We start from the raw sequence: 15,923 nt of genomic DNA, 5'->3' as shown, positions 1-15,923 counted from the left end.
GAGCGAGCTTGCTCGCTCCTGCATTGCAGTCGGGGGTTAGCCCGGCACGCGGCGGATTTTGGCGCCGAGCATCTGCAGCTTTTCTTCGATGCACTCGTAGCCACGGTCTATGTGGTAGATGCGGTCAATCAGCGTATCGCCTTCGGCGCAGAGTGCCGAGATCACCAGGCTGGCCGAAGCACGCAGGTCGGTTGCCATCACTGGCGCGCCCTTGAGCTTGTCGATGCCGGTGACGATGGCGGTGTTGCCCTCGACCTGGATCTTGGCGCCCATGCGGTGCAGTTCGTACACATGCATGAAACGGTTTTCGAAGATGGTCTCGATCACGGCGCCGGTGCCTTCAGCGATCGCGTTCAGGGAAATGAACTGCGCCTGCATGTCGGTCGGGAATGCCGGGTACGGAGCGGTACGCACGTTGACAGCTTTTGGCCGCTTGCCGTGCATGTTCAGCTCGATCCAGTCTTCACCGGTGGTGATTTCTGCGCCGGCTTCCTTGAGTTTTTCCAGGACGGCTTCGAGGATGGTCGGATCGGTGTCCTTGACCTTCACGCGGCCACCGGTAACGGCAGCTGCAACCAGGTACGTGCCGGTCTCAATGCGGTCAGGCATGACTTTGTAGGTAGCGGTGTGCAGACGCTCTACACCATCAATAGTGATGGTGTCGGTGCCAGCGCCGGAAACCTTCGCGCCCATGGCGTTGAGGAAGTTGGCCAGGTCGACCACCTCGGGCTCGCGCGCGGCGTTTTGCAGAACGCTGCGGCCTTTGGCCAGGGCAGCGGCCATCATGATGTTCTCGGTACCGGTCACGCTGACGGTATCGAAGAAGAAGTTCGCGCCACGCAAGCCGCCTTCCGGCGCCTTGGCCTTGATATAGCCGCCTTCCACGTCGATGACCGCGCCCATGGCTTCAAGGCCACGGATGTGCAGGTCGACCGGACGCGAACCAATGGCGCAACCGCCAGGCAGGGCCACTTCGGCTTCACCGAAACGCGCGACCATCGGGCCAAGCACCAGGATCGACGCACGCATGGTTTTCACCAGCTCGTACGGGGCGATCAGGGTCTTGATGGTGCGTGGGTCGATTTCGACGGACAACTTCTCGTCGATCACCGGCTCGATGCCCATGCGACCGAACAGCTCGATCATCGTGGTGATGTCGTGCAGGTGCGGCAGGTTGGCCACCGTGACAGGGCCGTCGCACAGCAGGGTCGCTGCCAGGATCGGCAAGGCGGAGTTTTTCGCACCGGAAATGCGGATCTCGCCATCGAGGCGGGCACCACCGGTAATAATCAATTTATCCATAAGAATCTCGACGCCTTGGGGGCTCAGGTGCGCTCGGCCCAGGCCGCGCGGCTGAAAAATTTCATAGTGACCGCATGGATGCTGCCATCGGTGATCCATGGGTTCAAATGGGCATAGATCTGCTGCTGACGCTTGACCGGGCTCAATGCCGCCAGTTCATCGCTGATCACGTTCAGCTGGAAATTGCAGCCTTCGCCTTCAACTTCTACAGCCGTGTCCGGCAGCTTTCCTTCAAGGAAGCTCTTAACTTCTAGGGCCTGCATGCTCAACCTCTATCGGCGCCCAGTGCGCACGGGTCGCACATCATACAAAAAAAGCCCCGCGCCTGCGAACCCCGCATAGCAGGACTCTGACGGAGGGCTTCTTTGATAAATGTGTACTACGGGTGTGCCAACAGCTCGGTCAATCCGGAAACCTCGGCGATCTCGCGCATGTCTTCAGGCAACGCACGGAGACTGACCGGCTTTTTTACCGCAGCGGCATCGCGCATGAAGCACAGCAGCAACGACAGACCGACGCTGCTGGACTTGGTTACCGCCGAGCAATCCAGCACCAGCGCAGGCGCGGTGCTGGCCTTGATCAGGGCCTGGCCCTGCTTGCGCAGGTCAGGCCCGGTGCGGTAATCGAGCACGCCGCTGAGGAACAGCTCGCCGGCATCGCCGATACGAACAGCCGACTCGGTCATGGCGCTGGTTTCCCGGCTTCCTTATCGGAAGTTTCCTTGGCCTTGGCCACTTCGCCGGCCCAACCATTGATGGTCTTGTCCAGGTCGTTGCCATTGCGCTGCATCGCGTCGGCGAACTGGTCACGGAACAGCTTGCCGATATTGATGCCGTTGATGATCACGTTACGCAGCTTCCACTCGCCATTGACCTTCTCCAGCGTGTACTGCACAGGGTACACGGCGCCATTGGTGCCTTTGACGGTCATGTTGACGCTGGTGCGATCACCCGACTCATCACCGGCCGGAGCAACGGTAATCCCCTGGTTGTTGTACTCAAGCAGGGCGTTACCGTAGAACTGGAACAGGCCGCGCTTGAAGTTTTCCTGGAAACGCTGCATCTGCGCAGGTGTGGCCTTGCGCGAATACTTGACGGTCATGATGCTTTTGGAGATGCCTTCGGCATCCACCACCGGACCGACAATGGTATTGAGCGCGTTGTAGAACTGGCTCGGGTCTTGTTTGTACTTTTCCTTGTTGGCCGACAGGTCAGCCAACATTTTGTTGGTGGTGTCCTGCACCAGTTCGTGGGCAGAACCGGCTGCGTTGGCCATCAACGGCAGCGCTGCAAGCAGAACCAGAAGGCCACGTCGCAAGGTAGAGAGCATGAACAGATTCCTCATTTGGCGTCTTTATTGACCGTGTTGAGCAGGAATTTACCGATCAGGTCTTCAAGCACCAACGACGACTGTGTGTCGTGGATGGTCGAGCCATCCTTGAGCAGGGCTGTTTCCCCGCCTACGCTGACACCGATGTACTTCTCGCCCAGCAGGCCAGCAGTGAGGATAGATGCCGTGGAGTCAGTCGGCAGATTATCTACCTTCTTGTCCAACTGCATCGTCACTCGGCCGGTGAAGCTGTCGCGATCCAGATCGATTGCCGTGACCTTGCCGATGGTCACACCGGCCATGGTCACTTTAGCTCTGACCGTCAAACCGGCGATATTGTCGAAGTACGCATAAAGTTTATATGTGTCGGCGGTGGGGCTGGCCGACAGGCCACTGACCCGCAGGGCCAGCAACAGTAAAGCCAGGATGCCAGCCAGCAAGAAAAGGCCGACACCGATCTCCACAGTGCGGTTTTGCATCAGAAATCTCCAAACATCAAGGCGGTCAAAATGAAGTCAAGGCCCAGTACCGCCAGCGAGGCGTATACAACGGTCTTGGTGGTGGCGCGACTGATCCCTTCTGAAGTGGGCTCACAGTCATAGCCTTGGAATACGGCGATCCAGGTCACTACAAAGGCGAAGACGATGCTCTTTATGATGCCGTTGAGCACGTCACCCGTGAAGGTCACGCTGTTTTGCATGTTGGCCCAGTAGGAACCGTCGTAGACGCCCAACCAGTCCACCGCCACCCACGAACCGCCCCAGATCCCGACCACGCTGAAGATCATTGCCAGCAGCGGAAGGGAAATGAAGCCGGCCCACAGGCGCGGGGCAACAATGTACTTGAGCGGGTCCACGCCGATCATTTCCAGGCTGGACAGCTGTTCGGTGGACTTCATGTTACCGATTTCGGCGGTCAACGCAGAACCTGCACGCCCGGCGAACAGCAACGCGGTGACTACCGGCCCCAGTTCACGCAATAGCGTCAGGGCAACCATCTGCCCTACCGCCTGTTCTGAACCGTAGCTGGACAGAATGTTGAAGCCTTGCAGCGCCAGCACCATGCCGATGAACATCCCGGAGACCACGATGATCACCAGGGACATCACGCCGACCGCATGCAGTTGTTTGAGCAGCAAGCCAAAGCCGCCGCCGATGCCGCCGCGGCCGAGCAAGGCGTGAAACAGGAAAATAGTCGAACGCCCGAGGACTTCGACGATGTCGATGCCCGAGCGACCGAAAAGGCGAACCTTTTCGATAATAGATGTCTTGCGCATCAGCGCTTCCCCAGAAGATCTGCGCGGTAGTCCGCTGCCGGAAAGTGAAAAGGCACCGGGCCATCAGGATCGCCGGTCATGAATTGGCGAATGCGCGGGTTATCGGCGTTCATCAGCTCTTCTGGCGTCCCCTGCCCCAGCACCTGGCCATCACCCACTACATAGAGGTAGTCAGCGATGCTCGCGGTTTCGGCCAGATCGTGAGATACCACGATGCTGGTGATGCCCAAGGCATCGTTGAGCAGACGGATCAGGCGCACCAGTACGCCCATGGCGATGGGGTCCTGGCCCACGAAAGGCTCGTCATACATGAGGATCTGCGGGTCGAGGGCGATGGCTCGCGCCAGGGCGACACGACGCTTCATGCCACCGGACAATTCGTCAGGCATCAGGTCGATGGCCCCGCGAAGCCCTACGGCCTGCAGCTTGAGCAACACAATGTCACGAATCATCTCGTCGGACAGCTGGGTATGCACCCGCAGCGGGAACGCTACGTTTTCGAAAACATCGAGGTCGGTAAACAGCGCACCGCTCTGGAACAGTACCCCCATGTGCTTGCGCGCATCGAACAGATCGCTGCGCGACAGCGTCGGCAGGTTCTGGCCGTTGACCCATACTTCGCCGGCACTTGGGCGCAATTGCATGCCCATCAGGCGCAACAAGGTGGTCTTGCCGCAACCGGAAGGCCCCATGATGCCCGTGACTTTTCCGCGAGGAATGCGAATATCGACGTTATTGAAGATGCTGCGCGTACCGCGCTTGAAGGAAAGGCCCTTCAGCTCGACCGCGTAGGCGTTATCGGCACTCATCTAATCTCCTTGGGATGCAGCCTTTCACTCAGACACCATGTATGCGACTTTGGTTTGCAACGGATGTGCAATAGTTACGCCATGGGTTGGGCGGACCGAACTGGCCGCGAACTATATCACTGCTGGTGCAGAGCCCCCAAGGCCGGAACAGCGCTTGTTCAGATTCAGCACAGCGAAAAACGTTGCCAGCGATGTTATTCAGACGAATCCTGGAGACGCTCAGAATAAAGCCTGACGAACTTATGTGAGCGAATCGATCATTACCGCTATAATCGCCGACTTTTCGTCAGGCTATACGACTTCAGACATGAGCCAATCCAGCGACCTCATCCAATCCGCACAACGCACCATCCGCCTCGAGCTGGAAGCCGTAGAAGGTTTGCTGGCGCATATCGACGCAGATTTCGTACGCGCCTGCGAGATGATTCTGGCCAGCAAAGGCCGCGTTGTCGTGGTTGGCATGGGCAAGTCCGGCCACGTCGGCAACAAGATCGCCGCTACGCTGGCCAGCACCGGAACCACAGCGTTCTTCGTGCACCCGGCCGAAGCCAGCCATGGTGATATGGGCATGATTACCAAGGATGACGTGATTCTGGCATTGTCCAACTCCGGCACCACCAACGAAATCGTCACCCTGCTGCCGCTGATCAAGCGCCTGGGCATTAAGATGATCAGCGTCACCGGCAACCCGGAATCGACACTGGCCAAGGCCGCCGAAGTGAACTTGAACGTTCATGTCGCCCATGAAGCCTGCCCGCTGAACCTGGCGCCCACCTCGTCGACGACTGCGGCACTGGTCATGGGCGACGCGCTGGCGGTGGCGCTGCTTGAGGCTCGTGGGTTCACCGCTGAAGATTTCGCATTTTCGCACCCCGGTGGCGCCCTGGGCCGTCGCTTGCTGTTGAAAGTGGAAAACGTCATGCATGCGGGCGATGAACTGCCCCACGTGCAACGCGGCACCTTGCTCAAGGACGCGTTGATGGAAATGACCCGCAAGGGCCTGGGCATGACCGTGATCCTGGAAGCCGATGGCCGACTGGCCGGCGTGTTCACCGACGGCGATTTGCGGCGCACCCTGGACCGGGCCATCGACATCCATACCGCAACCATCGATGCCGTGATGACGCCCCACGGCAAGACCGCGCGCCCCGAAATGCTTGCAGCCGAAGCCCTGAAGATCATGGAAGACCACAAGATCGGCGCGCTGGTGGTGGTCGATGACCACAACCACCCTATCGGCGCCCTGAACATGCACGACTTGTTGCGTGCAGGAGTGATGTAAATGACCAGCGACCTGTTGCAACGCGGTAAAAACATCAAGTTGGCGATATTCGACGTCGATGGCGTGCTGACCGATGGCCGCCTGTACTTTCTCGAAGACGGCAGCGAATTCAAGACGTTCAACACCCTCGACGGCCAGGGCATCAAGATGCTGATGGCGGCAGGCGTGCAAACAGCGATTATCAGTGGTCGAAAGACCCCCGTTGTGGAACGTCGCGCACAAAACCTCGGAATTGCTCACCTGTATCAAGGCCGCGAGGATAAACTGGTGGTGCTGGACGAGCTTCTTGGCCAACTCAACCTAAGCTATGAACAAGTCGCCTATCTGGGTGACGATCTGCCTGACCTGCCGGTAATCCGTCGGGTAGGCCTGGGCATGGCCGTCGCCAATGCCGCAGCGTTTGTGCGTGAACACGCCCATGGCATTACCGCCGCCCGCGGTGGCGAAGGTGCCGCCCGCGAGTTCTGCGAGTTGATCCTGCGTGCCCAGGGCAGTCTTGAAGCGGCCCACGCCGCCTACTTATAGAGCGTTATATGCTGAGCAAAAAGATTCGCAACTTCCTGCTATTCGGGGTCATCGCCGCGCTGTTGCTCGCGGTGGGCTACTGGAATATCAGCCCGGAGCGCTTTCTCGACAAACCTGTCGTGCAGGTGGATGAAAGCATCATCGACAACTTCGCCACCAACACCCACACCGTGCAGTTCCTGCCCGATGGCAAGGTGCAGTACGAGTTGGTCTCCGACAAGGTCGAGCGCCTGAAAGCCTCGGAAGTCAGCCTGCTGACCAATCCGGACTTGAACATGTACCGTGGCACCGAACTGCCGTGGCACGTCACCAGCCTGCGTGGCGAGGTCAATCCGGACGGCACCGAAATCGAACTGATCGACTCGGTGCGCGTCGCACGTACAGACGCGCAGAACCGGGACACCATTATTACCAGCAGTCGCATGACGGTATTCCCACAACAGCAATATGCGCAGACCGAGCAAGACGTTAGAATCGACGGCGCTGGCGGTGTATCGACCGGCAAGGGAATGAAAGCGTATTTGAAAGAAAGCAGGATACACCTGCTATCGAACGTAAGAGGACAGTATGAGGCTCGTTAAAACCCTCCCTATTTTGCTCGGTCTGGGCGCAGCACTGGGAAGCGTGAGCGCCTGGGCTCTGCCGAACGATAGCCAGCAACCGATCCACATCTCGGCTGACGATGCGCAGTTGGATGACAAGCAAGGCGTCGCGACCTACACCGGTGGCGTGATCATCACCCAAGGCTCGATGAAGATCACCGGTAATACGGTGACACTGACTCGCACCCAGGCCGGCGATATCGACGTCGTGACCTCGGTGGGCAACCTGGCTTACTTCGAGCAGAAGCAAAAGGCAGAAGACCCAGGGCCGATGAAAGGCTATGGCAAGACTATCCAGTACCATGCCCAGCAAAATCGCATCGTATTGATCGACCAGGCCAAGGTGTTGAGTGCCGACGGTAACTCCACCGAAGGCGAGAAGATCGTCTACAACACCCAGACCCAGGTCGCCCAGGCGGGTCGCGCCAATGGCAACAAGGTCACCGCGCCTCGCCCACGGATCGACATGGTCATCCAGCCGAAGAAGAAGGCCGAGTAATGGCAACCCTGAAAGCCCAGCATCTGGCCAAGGCCTATAAAAGCCGTCAGGTGGTACGCGATGTGAGCCTGTCGATCGACAGCGGCCAGATCGTCGGCCTGCTCGGCCCCAACGGCGCCGGCAAGACCACTTGCTTCTACATGATCGTCGGGCTGGTCCAGGCGGACCAGGGGCGTGTATTGATCGATGACCTGGACGTCAGCCACCAGCCGATGCACGGCCGTGCGCGTGCAGGTATCGGCTATCTTCCGCAGGAGGCGTCGATCTTCCGCAAACTGTCGGTAGCCGACAACATCATGGCAATCCTCGAGACCCGCAAGGAACTCGACCGCGACGGCCGCCGCCAGGAATTGGAAAGCCTGTTGCAGGAATTCCACATCAACCACATTCGCGACAACCTCGGCATGAGCTTGTCCGGTGGTGAGCGTCGCCGCGTGGAGATCGCCCGCGCCCTGGCAACTGCCCCCAAATTCATCTTGCTGGACGAACCGTTCGCTGGCGTTGACCCGATTTCGGTGGGCGACATCAAGCAGATCATTCACCACCTCAAGGCCAAGGGCATCGGTGTGCTGATCACCGACCACAACGTCCGTGAAACCCTCGATATCTGCGAAACCGCTTATATCGTCAACGATGGGCAGCTGATTGCCGAAGGGGATTCCGCGACTATCCTGGCCAACGAACTGGTGAAAGAAGTTTATCTGGGTCACGAGTTCCGCCTGTAAACACGGTGATATCGGGCCATTTGCGAGCGCGCGAGCGAGTCAATAAAAAACTCAGCTTTTTTATTGTTACCGCGCTCTAGGCAAAGGCCCCGATATCAGGCATATAATTTGCTTATGTTTGGCGCTCACGCGCCCTGTCGTGGATGGCGCATTGCGCCGGCGAATAAGGTGTTAAGCCCCTGCCATGAAACCATCGCTAGTCCTGAGAATGGGCCAGCAGCTGACGATGACACCGCAGCTGCAACAGGCCATCCGCCTGCTCCAATTGTCGACCCTGGACCTGCAACAGGAAATCCAGGAGGCCCTGGAGTCCAATCCGATGCTCGAACGCCAGGAAGAAGGCGACGACTTCGACAACACCGACCCCTTGGCCGACAATATCGAGCAAAAGCCCAATCCTGATGTACAGGAACCGTCCTATCAGGAAACCGCCCCTACGGTGGACAACCTCGAGGACGGCGAATGGAACGAACGCATTCCCAACGAGCTTCCGGTGGACACCGCATGGGAAGACGTCTACCAGACCAGCGCCAGCAGCCTGCCCAGCAATGACGATGACGAATGGGACTTCACCACCCGTACGTCGGTCGGCGAGAGCCTGCAGAGCCACCTGCTGTGGCAGCTGAACCTGGCGCCGATGTCCGACACCGATCGCTTGATCGCCGTCACCCTGATCGACTGCATCAATAACCAGGGTTATCTGGACGAAACGCTCGAAGAAATTCTTGAGGCCTTCAACCCGGAGCTGGATATCGAACTGGACGAGATCGAAGCCGTCCTGCACCGTATCCAGCAATTCGAACCCGCCGGCATTGGCGCCCGTACGCTCAGCGAGTGCCTGCTGCTGCAATTGCGCCAGCTACCGGCCAAAACCCCGTGGCTCGCTGAAGCCAAGCGCCTGGTCAGCGACTACATCGACCTGCTCGGCAGCCGCGACTACAGCCAGCTGATGCGCCGCATGAAGCTCAAGGAAGACGAGCTGCGCCAGGTTATCGAGCTGGTTCAGAGCCTCAATCCTCGCCCGGGCTCGCAGATCGAGTCCAGCGAAGCCGAATATGTCGTGCCTGATGTAATCGTGCGCAAGGACAACGAACGCTGGTTGGTGGAACTGAACCAGGAGTCGGTGCCACGTCTGCGGGTCAACCCGCAATACGCCGGCTTCGTGCGCCGCGCCGATACCAGCGCCGACAACACCTTCATGCGCAACCAGCTGCAGGAAGCACGCTGGTTCATCAAGAGCCTGCAAAGCCGCAACGAAACCCTGATGAAAGTGGCCACCCAGATCGTCGAGCACCAGCGCGGCTTCCTGGAATATGGCGACGAGGCAATGAAGCCCTTGGTACTGCACGACATCGCTGAAGCGGTCGGCATGCACGAATCGACGATTTCACGGGTGACCACGCAAAAATTCATGCATACCCCACGGGGTATTTATGAGCTGAAATACTTTTTCTCCAGCCATGTAAGCACCTCCGAAGGCGGCGAATGCTCGTCCACGGCGATCCGCGCGATCATCAAAAAACTGGTTGCCGCGGAAAATCAGAAAAAGCCGTTGAGTGACAGCAAGATCGCTGGTTTACTGGAGGCACAAGGCATTCAGGTCGCCCGTCGAACCGTCGCCAAGTACCGCGAGTCTCTCGGGATCGCGCCTTCCAGCGAGCGAAAGCGTTTGATGTGACGGGCGGGGCACAGCGTTCCAGTGGCAGGCGCTTTTCGCCTGCCGCTTTATGCACTGGCAACGAAGGAGAAGCTGTATGCAAGTCAACATCAGTGGACACCATGTAGAAGTCACCCCACCCATGCGCGAATACGTCGAACAGAAGCTGAAAAAGCTTGAAGGACATTTCGACAAGATCACCAACGTGCAGGTCATCATGAAGGTCGATAAGCTTCAGCAGAAAATTGAAGCGACCCTGCAGATACCCGGTGGCGAAGTGGTTGCTAACGCCGAGCATGAAGACATGTATGCATCGATCGACTTGCTCACCGACAAGCTTGACCGCCAACTCAAAAAGCATAAGGAAAAGAATCTGCACCTGATGCAAGGTACAGGTCGTTAACTCTCCCCCCATGATCCGACTTGAAACCATCCTGACCCCCGGCCGTTCCCTTGTGAACGTGCCGGGCGGCAGCAAGAAAAAAGCCCTCGAACAAATTGCCAACCTGATCAGCAGCCAAGTGCCTGACCTGGAGATGCAAGATGTCTTCGAGGCTCTGATCGCCCGTGAAAAACTTGGCTCGACCGGTTTTGGCAACGGCATCGCCATCCCCCACTGCCGCCTCAAAGGCTGCACAACTCCGGTCAGCGCACTGCTGCACCTGGATCACCCCATCGATTTCGATGCCATCGACGGCGCTCCGGTCGACCTGCTGTTCGTTCTGCTGGTCCCACAAGCTGCCACCGATGCGCACCTGGAACTGCTCCGGCAGATCGCCAGCATGCTCGACCGCAAGGAAGTACGCGATAAACTGCGCAGTGCCGAAAGTAATGAGGCGTTGTATCAGGTCGTCCTGGATGAGCAAAGCGGGCAATAATCATGCGTTTGATCATCGTCAGTGGCCGTTCCGGCTCGGGCAAGAGCACTGCCCTTAATGTGCTTGAAGACAGCGGCTTCTATTGCATCGACAACCTGCCCGCCGGCCTGCTGCCGGAATTGGCCGAGCGCGCCTTGATCCATACCGAACTGGCGCAACCGCTGGTTGCCGTGTCAATCGACGCCCGCAACCTGCCCAGCCATCTCTCGCGCTTCCCCGAACTGCTTGAGGAAGTGCGCGCCAAGCATATTCATTGCGACGTGCTGTACCTGGATGCCGACGAAGAAACCCTGCTCAAGCGTTTCTCCGAAACCCGTCGACGCCATCCGCTCAGCAGCGCCAACCGCTCCCTGGCGGAAGCTATCCAGGACGAGACCAAGCTGCTGGGGCCGATCATCGATCTGGCCGATCTGAAGATCAACACCACCAACTTGAACCTGTACCAACTGCGCGATGCGATCAAACTGCGATTGCTGAACCAGCCGGAGCCTGGCACAGCGTTTCTGGTCGAGTCATTTGGCTTCAAGCGTGGCATGCCGGTGGACGCCGACCTGGTGTTCGACGTGCGTTGCCTGCCCAATCCTTATTGGAAGCCGGAGTTGCGCGATCAATCCGGGCTCGATCAACCCGTGATCGACTATCTGGCGGCACAAGCGGATGTGGAAGAGATGTTCCAGGACATCTCCACCTACCTGCTCAAATGGTTGCCGCGCTTTGCCGCGAGCAATCGCGCCTATGTCACCATTGCCATCGGCTGCACCGGTGGTCACCACCGCTCCGTTTACCTGACGGAACGGCTCGGCCAGGTGCTGCAACAAACCCTCAAGAATGTCCAGGTTCGCCACCGCGACCTTAGCTGAAAGGAACACCACTGCGATGCCGGCTCGGGAAATTGAAATCATCAACAAGCTGGGCTTGCACGCCCGCGCCTCAGCCAAGTTTGTCGGCGTTGCCGGGCAGTTCCCCTGCCAGATACGCGCCGGGCGCACGCCCGAATCGATGGTCGACGGTAAAAGCATCATGGCGATGATGATGCTTGCCGCAGGCAAAGGCACCAAGATCCACTTGGAAACCCAAGGCGAACAAGAGCAGGAAGCCATGGACGCGCTGGTGAAGTTGATCAATAACTACTTTGATGAAGGCGAATAACCGCCTTCCGCTGTAGGAACAAGCTTCATCCCAACGCCGTATCCATCACCATCATCAAGCAGAACCCGATGCACAGCCCCAGGCTGGCGAGCTTATCGTGACCGTTTCGGCGTGACTCGGGGATGACCTCATGGGTCACCACCAACAGCATCGCGCCAGCAGCCAGCGCCAGCCCCAGGGGCAACAGCACTTCGGCAAGGCTCACCAGCCACGCGCACAGCACTGCGAAGACCGGCTCGACTAAACCGGACGCAGCGCCGATCAGGAACGCCTTGATCCGCGACATCCCCGCCCCAGCCAATACCAGCGCGATCACCAGGCCTTCCGGTACGTCCTGCAGAGCAATGCCCATGGCGAGGCTGTCTGCATCTGCCATGCCGCCACCCGCAGAGACCCCCACGGCCATGCCTTCCGGGATGTTGTGGGCAATGATGGCAAACACGAAGAGCCAGATGCGCGGTGGGATAACCGGCTTATCCGGCGTGCCCACCAGCATTTCCGGGCTGGCGCCGGAGACCTTGCGGTCCACGAGATAGAGCCCGAATGCACCCAGCATAATGCCGAAGCTGATCAAGCCAGCCGCGCCCCAGGGCGACAATCCCAGGCTCTCAGCGGCGGCAATGCCCGGCACAACCAGCGAAAAGGCAGTCGCCGCCAGCATGACCCCCGCCCCAAACCCCAGCAAGGTATCGCTCAACGCCGCTGGCATTCGGCGGATCACCAGCACCGGCACCGCGCCCAGGGCGGTGCCGAGTGCGCAGATCGCCCCGCCCTGCAAGGCGCGCAAGATGCGTGGCTCCAGGTCGAGCCAGGCCAGCCCATTGGCCACCAGCAATGCCGTACCGACTAATACAAGCAGGGAGCCTAACGCGTAGCGAAATAATCGCACGCTGCTAATCGCCAGTGTTTCAGTACCCATAGTCGGCCTTAGATCTTGTTATAGGGTGAATATCAGGCCAAAGCGGCCTGGTAGCGCGCGGCAACCTCCGGCCAATTGATGACGCTATAGAATGCATTGATGTACTCCGGTCGTCGGTTTTGATACAGCAGGTAATAAGCGTGCTCCCAAACGTCCAAACCGAGGATCGGCGTGTTGCCGCTCATCAGCGGGCTGTCCTGGTTGCCGCTGCTTTCCACCACCAAGGTCTTTTGCGGGGTGACGCTCAACCAGGCCCAGCCGCTGCCGAAACGGGTCAACGCCGCTTTGGTAAAGGCCTCCTTGAAACTGTCGAAGCCACCCAGTTGCTCGTCGATCGCCTTGCCCAGTTCCCCCTCAGGTTTTCCGCCACCTGTGGGCGACATGACCGCCCAGAACAGCGAATGGTTGGCATGCCCGCCTCCTTGATTGACCACGGCAGCGCGTAATTGCTCCGGTAATTTTTCAACGCTGGAAACCAGCTTCTCCACCGGCCAGCCTGCGAACTCGGTGCCCTCGACCGCAGCATTAAGGTTATTGATGTAGGTCTGGTGATGCTTGGTGTAGTGAATTTCCATGGTTTGCGCATCGATATGGGGTTCGAGGGCGTCGTAGGCGTAAGGCAAAGCCGGCAGGGTGTAGGTCATATCAATGTGCTCCATAGTGAGAGGGGGTCGGCTGCGAAGCGGCGCTGCCCAGCAAGCGATGGGTGCGCGGGTACTCGCCGTGATCGCTGATGAAATTCAACAGTTCGACGTAGGTTTTGCTGCTCTGGCGCAACGCCGCCTCGCGCAACTGCGAACTGAGCCGCGCGTCCTGCATGGCCTGCAGTAGACGCTGGTGAATGGCGCAGAGGTATTCCGCGCTTTCTTCAGGCTGGTTCAGGCGCAGGTGCAGGTCTGCCAGGTTGTGATGGGAAATGACGCAAGCCGCCACGGCTTCGTCGGCATCCGCCCAGCGTTCGAACAACACCTGGGCGAGGGCCAGGGCTTGCAAGTAGGCCTCGCGGGCGTCTACCAGCTCGCCCGCCATAAAACAGCGATTGGCCCGTTCGATCGTGCGTTTCCAGTGCTCCATGGTGAGCCTCCAAAACAGGGTCGGTGATTACACGCCGCCCGCCGTAAGCTTTTCCGGGTCCAGCAGGACTTCCAGTTGGCTGCGCGGCAAGTCGGTGTGTTCGAGGGCGACATCGATCACCGGACGACCCTGCTGATAAGCCTGCTTGGCGATTTCAGCGGCCTTTTGGTAACCAATGATCGGATTGAGGGCGGTGACCAGAATCGGGTTGCGCGACAACGCCTCCTTGAGTTTGGCTTCGTTGACCTTGAAGCTGGCAATAGCCTTGTCCGCCAGCAAACGGCTGGCGTTGGCCAGCAACTCCAGGCTACTGAGCAGGTTCTGGGCGACGATCGGCAGCATCACGTTCAGCTCGAAGTTGCCGGATTGGCCGGCGACGGTGATCACCGTGTCGTTGCCAATCAGCTGGGCAGCCACCATGGCCGTGGCTTCCGGGATTACCGGATTGACCTTGCCCGGCATGATCGATGACCCCGGCTGCAGACCTTCCAGCTCGATTTCGCCGAGGCCGGCCAACGGGCCGGAGTTCATCCAGCGCAGGTCATTGGCGATCTTCATCAGCGATACAGCGGTGGCTTTCAACTGGCCGGAGACGGCGACGGCGGTGTCCTGGGAGCCAATCAACGCAAACAGGTTCTTGCCCGGCGTGAACGTCACCTGGGTCAGCTGGCTCAGGTGCTGGCTGAAGCGTGCGGCAAACTCCGGGTGTGCGTTGATGCCGGTGCCTACCGCCGTGCCGCCCTGGGCCAACGCCTGCAGCGCCGGCAGCAGGTCTTGCAGGTGGCCGACATTGGCCTTGAGCTGCTGCGCCCAGCCATTGAGCACTTGGCTCATGCGCACCGGCATGGCATCCATCAAGTGAGTACGACCGGTCTTGATAAACGGGTGGACCGCTTCGGCCTTTTGCTCCATCACCTGCACCAGGTGCAGCAAGGCCGGCAGTGTTTGCTCGTGCAGCACCAGCGCGGCGCTGACATGAATGGTGGTCGGGATGATGTCGTTGCTGCTTTGTCCGCAGTTGACGTGGTCATTGGGGTTGACCACCTCGCCCAGCAAGCGGCTGGCCAGGGTCGCAATCACTTCGTTGGCATTCATGTTGGAGCTGGTGCCGGAGCCGGTCTGGAAGATATCCACCGGAAAGTGCTGCATGTAGTCGCCTTCCAGCAAGCCTTGGGCGGCATCGACAATGGCCTTGCCCTGCCCTTCGCTGATCTGCTTGAGGTCGACGTTGGCCCTGGCAGCAGCGGCTTTGGCCAGGATCAGCGCGCGAATGAACTGCGCCGGCATGCGCTGATGGCTGATCGGAAAGTTGTTCACCGCGCGCTGGGTTTGCGCACCGTACAAGGCCTCGGCGGGGACTTGCAGTTCGCCCATGCTGTCGCGTTCGATACGGGTGTTACTCATCATCAGATCCTTGCACCAAGTCGGCGTGAGAGAGGGATGGCAGCAATTGGCAAGTCGCCAATTGCCAGGCGAAGGCCTGCCAGCGCTTGAGGCGGCAGGCACAGTGGGAGAGTTTTTCCAGGTCACGCAGGGGGCGCCAGGCCTGGTCCAGACACGAGGAGCGCCAATGCCAGGGCAGCGCGATATCGTTGGCGGTGTCGATGAGCAATCGAAATGACGTTTCGGCGATCGTCCACGGGTGGGTCGCCGTGCAACACGCCAGGTAGCGCCCCTCATTGAGGTAATGTTCGATCAGGCGAGGCTCATTGGGGTCGAGCCCGCAGCGAATCTGACGACTCATCCACCGCCAACTTTCCAGGTACGGGTCCTCACGCAAGACAGAACTCATGATCTACACTCATCCAGTAATGATATTCATTATTAAATGATATTAAGAATCAAAACAAGAACAGCAGATTAATCCTGTCTGCCAGCGGCACAAAAAAAGGCGCGC

Annotated in this window: 22 protein-coding genes; 10 read left to right on the top strand and 12 right to left on the bottom strand. The window is 59.0% G+C overall.

The annotated features are described in order from the left end of the window. Window positions 1-36: 36 nt before the first annotated feature. The 7 genes from murA to C4J86_RS04985 all read right to left on the bottom strand — a co-directional run bounded on the left by murA (window position 37) and on the right by C4J86_RS04985 (window position 4,716). Complete coding sequence (gene murA / locus C4J86_RS05015) at window positions 37-1,302, bottom strand: UDP-N-acetylglucosamine 1-carboxyvinyltransferase (RefSeq protein ID WP_043050767.1); 1,266 nt, start codon at window positions 1,300-1,302, stop codon at window positions 37-39. 23 nt (window positions 1,303-1,325) lie between these two features. Further along, window positions 1,326-1,565 carry a BolA family protein gene (locus tag C4J86_RS05010; protein WP_124361320.1) on the bottom strand — a complete coding sequence of 80 codons (240 nt, stop codon included), beginning with the start codon at window positions 1,563-1,565 and terminating at the stop codon, window positions 1,326-1,328. A gap of 116 nt (window positions 1,566-1,681) precedes the next feature. After that, complete coding sequence (locus tag C4J86_RS05005) at window positions 1,682-1,987, bottom strand: lipid asymmetry maintenance protein MlaB (RefSeq protein WP_124361319.1); 306 nt, start codon at window positions 1,985-1,987, stop codon at window positions 1,682-1,684. Further along, window positions 1,984-2,631: a phospholipid-binding protein MlaC gene (locus C4J86_RS05000; protein ID WP_124365847.1), complete on the bottom strand. Its 648-nt coding sequence runs from the start codon at window positions 2,629-2,631 to the stop codon at window positions 1,984-1,986. Before C4J86_RS05000 ends, C4J86_RS05005 begins: the two co-directional genes overlap by 4 nt. A gap of 11 nt (window positions 2,632-2,642) precedes the next feature. Then, window positions 2,643-3,110 carry an outer membrane lipid asymmetry maintenance protein MlaD gene (gene mlaD, locus C4J86_RS04995; protein WP_003171814.1) on the bottom strand — a complete coding sequence of 156 codons (468 nt, stop codon included), beginning with the start codon at window positions 3,108-3,110 and terminating at the stop codon, window positions 2,643-2,645. After that, window positions 3,110-3,907, bottom strand: a complete 798-nt coding sequence (gene mlaE / locus C4J86_RS04990; RefSeq protein WP_124365846.1) for a lipid asymmetry maintenance ABC transporter permease subunit MlaE — start codon at window positions 3,905-3,907, stop codon at window positions 3,110-3,112. Before mlaE ends, mlaD begins: the two co-directional genes overlap by 1 nt. Next, window positions 3,907-4,716, bottom strand: a complete 810-nt coding sequence (locus C4J86_RS04985; protein WP_057724577.1) for an ATP-binding cassette domain-containing protein — start codon at window positions 4,714-4,716, stop codon at window positions 3,907-3,909. Before C4J86_RS04985 ends, mlaE begins: the two co-directional genes overlap by 1 nt. Window positions 4,717-5,023: 307 nt before the next feature. Here C4J86_RS04985 and C4J86_RS04980 point away from each other — a divergent pair, with 307 nt between their 5' ends. The 10 genes from C4J86_RS04980 (at window position 5,024) to C4J86_RS04935 (ending at window position 12,033) form a co-directional block, all read left to right on the top strand. Continuing rightward, the gene (locus C4J86_RS04980) at window positions 5,024-5,998 is read left to right on the top strand and encodes a KpsF/GutQ family sugar-phosphate isomerase (protein ID WP_124365845.1); all 975 of its coding nucleotides are present in this window, start codon (window positions 5,024-5,026) and stop codon (window positions 5,996-5,998) included. Continuing rightward, complete coding sequence (locus tag C4J86_RS04975; RefSeq protein ID WP_124365844.1) at window positions 5,999-6,523, top strand: HAD family hydrolase; 525 nt, start codon at window positions 5,999-6,001, stop codon at window positions 6,521-6,523. An 8-nt stretch (window positions 6,524-6,531) separates the two neighbouring features. Then, a complete protein-coding gene (lptC, locus tag C4J86_RS04970; RefSeq protein ID WP_124365843.1) occupies window positions 6,532-7,104 on the top strand; it encodes an LPS export ABC transporter periplasmic protein LptC in 573 nt (190 codons plus the stop codon). Beyond that, window positions 7,091-7,624 carry a lipopolysaccharide transport periplasmic protein LptA gene (lptA, locus tag C4J86_RS04965; RefSeq protein ID WP_043050759.1) on the top strand — a complete coding sequence of 178 codons (534 nt, stop codon included), beginning with the start codon at window positions 7,091-7,093 and terminating at the stop codon, window positions 7,622-7,624. The genes lptC and lptA overlap by 14 nt, the downstream gene beginning before the upstream one ends. Next, window positions 7,624-8,349, top strand: coding sequence for an LPS export ABC transporter ATP-binding protein (lptB, locus tag C4J86_RS04960; protein WP_004372092.1), 726 nt, complete (start codon window positions 7,624-7,626; stop codon window positions 8,347-8,349). Before lptA ends, lptB begins: the two co-directional genes overlap by 1 nt. A gap of 184 nt (window positions 8,350-8,533) precedes the next feature. Then, window positions 8,534-10,027 (top strand): RNA polymerase factor sigma-54, encoded by a 1,494-nt coding sequence (locus C4J86_RS04955; RefSeq protein ID WP_124369668.1) that lies wholly within the window; start codon window positions 8,534-8,536, stop codon window positions 10,025-10,027. 76 nt (window positions 10,028-10,103) lie between these two features. Next, a complete protein-coding gene (gene hpf, locus C4J86_RS04950) occupies window positions 10,104-10,409 on the top strand; it encodes a ribosome hibernation-promoting factor, HPF/YfiA family (RefSeq protein ID WP_057724572.1) in 306 nt (101 codons plus the stop codon). 10 nt (window positions 10,410-10,419) lie between these two features. Then, window positions 10,420-10,884 carry a PTS IIA-like nitrogen regulatory protein PtsN gene (ptsN, locus tag C4J86_RS04945; RefSeq protein WP_124369667.1) on the top strand — a complete coding sequence of 155 codons (465 nt, stop codon included), beginning with the start codon at window positions 10,420-10,422 and terminating at the stop codon, window positions 10,882-10,884. 2 nt (window positions 10,885-10,886) lie between these two features. Then, on the top strand, window positions 10,887-11,744 hold the full coding sequence (rapZ, locus tag C4J86_RS04940; RefSeq protein ID WP_124361313.1) for an RNase adapter RapZ: 858 nt from the start codon (window positions 10,887-10,889) through the stop codon (window positions 11,742-11,744). A 16-nt stretch (window positions 11,745-11,760) separates the two neighbouring features. Then, window positions 11,761-12,033 carry an HPr family phosphocarrier protein gene (locus C4J86_RS04935; protein WP_124369666.1) on the top strand — a complete coding sequence of 91 codons (273 nt, stop codon included), beginning with the start codon at window positions 11,761-11,763 and terminating at the stop codon, window positions 12,031-12,033. Between the two features lie 25 nt (window positions 12,034-12,058). Here C4J86_RS04935 and C4J86_RS04930 read toward each other — a convergent pair whose 3' ends face one another. From C4J86_RS04930 to C4J86_RS04910, 5 genes are read right to left on the bottom strand one after another with little or no spacing between them, the layout of a single operon-like run. Continuing rightward, a complete protein-coding gene (locus C4J86_RS04930) occupies window positions 12,059-12,952 on the bottom strand; it encodes a ZIP family metal transporter (protein WP_124369665.1) in 894 nt (297 codons plus the stop codon). A 32-nt stretch (window positions 12,953-12,984) separates the two neighbouring features. Further along, the gene (locus C4J86_RS04925) at window positions 12,985-13,596 is read right to left on the bottom strand and encodes a superoxide dismutase (protein WP_124369664.1); all 612 of its coding nucleotides are present in this window, start codon (window positions 13,594-13,596) and stop codon (window positions 12,985-12,987) included. Between the two features lies 1 nt (window position 13,597). Next, window positions 13,598-14,026 carry a hypothetical protein gene (locus tag C4J86_RS04920; protein WP_124369663.1) on the bottom strand — a complete coding sequence of 143 codons (429 nt, stop codon included), beginning with the start codon at window positions 14,024-14,026 and terminating at the stop codon, window positions 13,598-13,600. A gap of 27 nt (window positions 14,027-14,053) precedes the next feature. Further along, the gene (locus tag C4J86_RS04915) at window positions 14,054-15,430 is read right to left on the bottom strand and encodes a lyase family protein (protein WP_124369662.1); all 1,377 of its coding nucleotides are present in this window, start codon (window positions 15,428-15,430) and stop codon (window positions 14,054-14,056) included. Further along, entirely contained in the window at window positions 15,423-15,818 is a 396-nt protein-coding gene (locus C4J86_RS04910; protein WP_124361307.1) for a FagA protein, read from the bottom strand. Before C4J86_RS04910 ends, C4J86_RS04915 begins: the two co-directional genes overlap by 8 nt. Between the last annotated feature and the right edge of the window lie 105 nt (window positions 15,819-15,923).

The sequence above is a fragment of the Pseudomonas sp. R2-7-07 genome (assembly GCF_003852355.1).
In the GTDB taxonomy this organism is placed as follows: domain Bacteria; phylum Pseudomonadota; class Gammaproteobacteria; order Pseudomonadales; family Pseudomonadaceae; genus Aquipseudomonas.
Note: the sequence above shows the minus strand (reverse complement) of the source record. Positions and strands in the feature narration are given on the sequence as shown.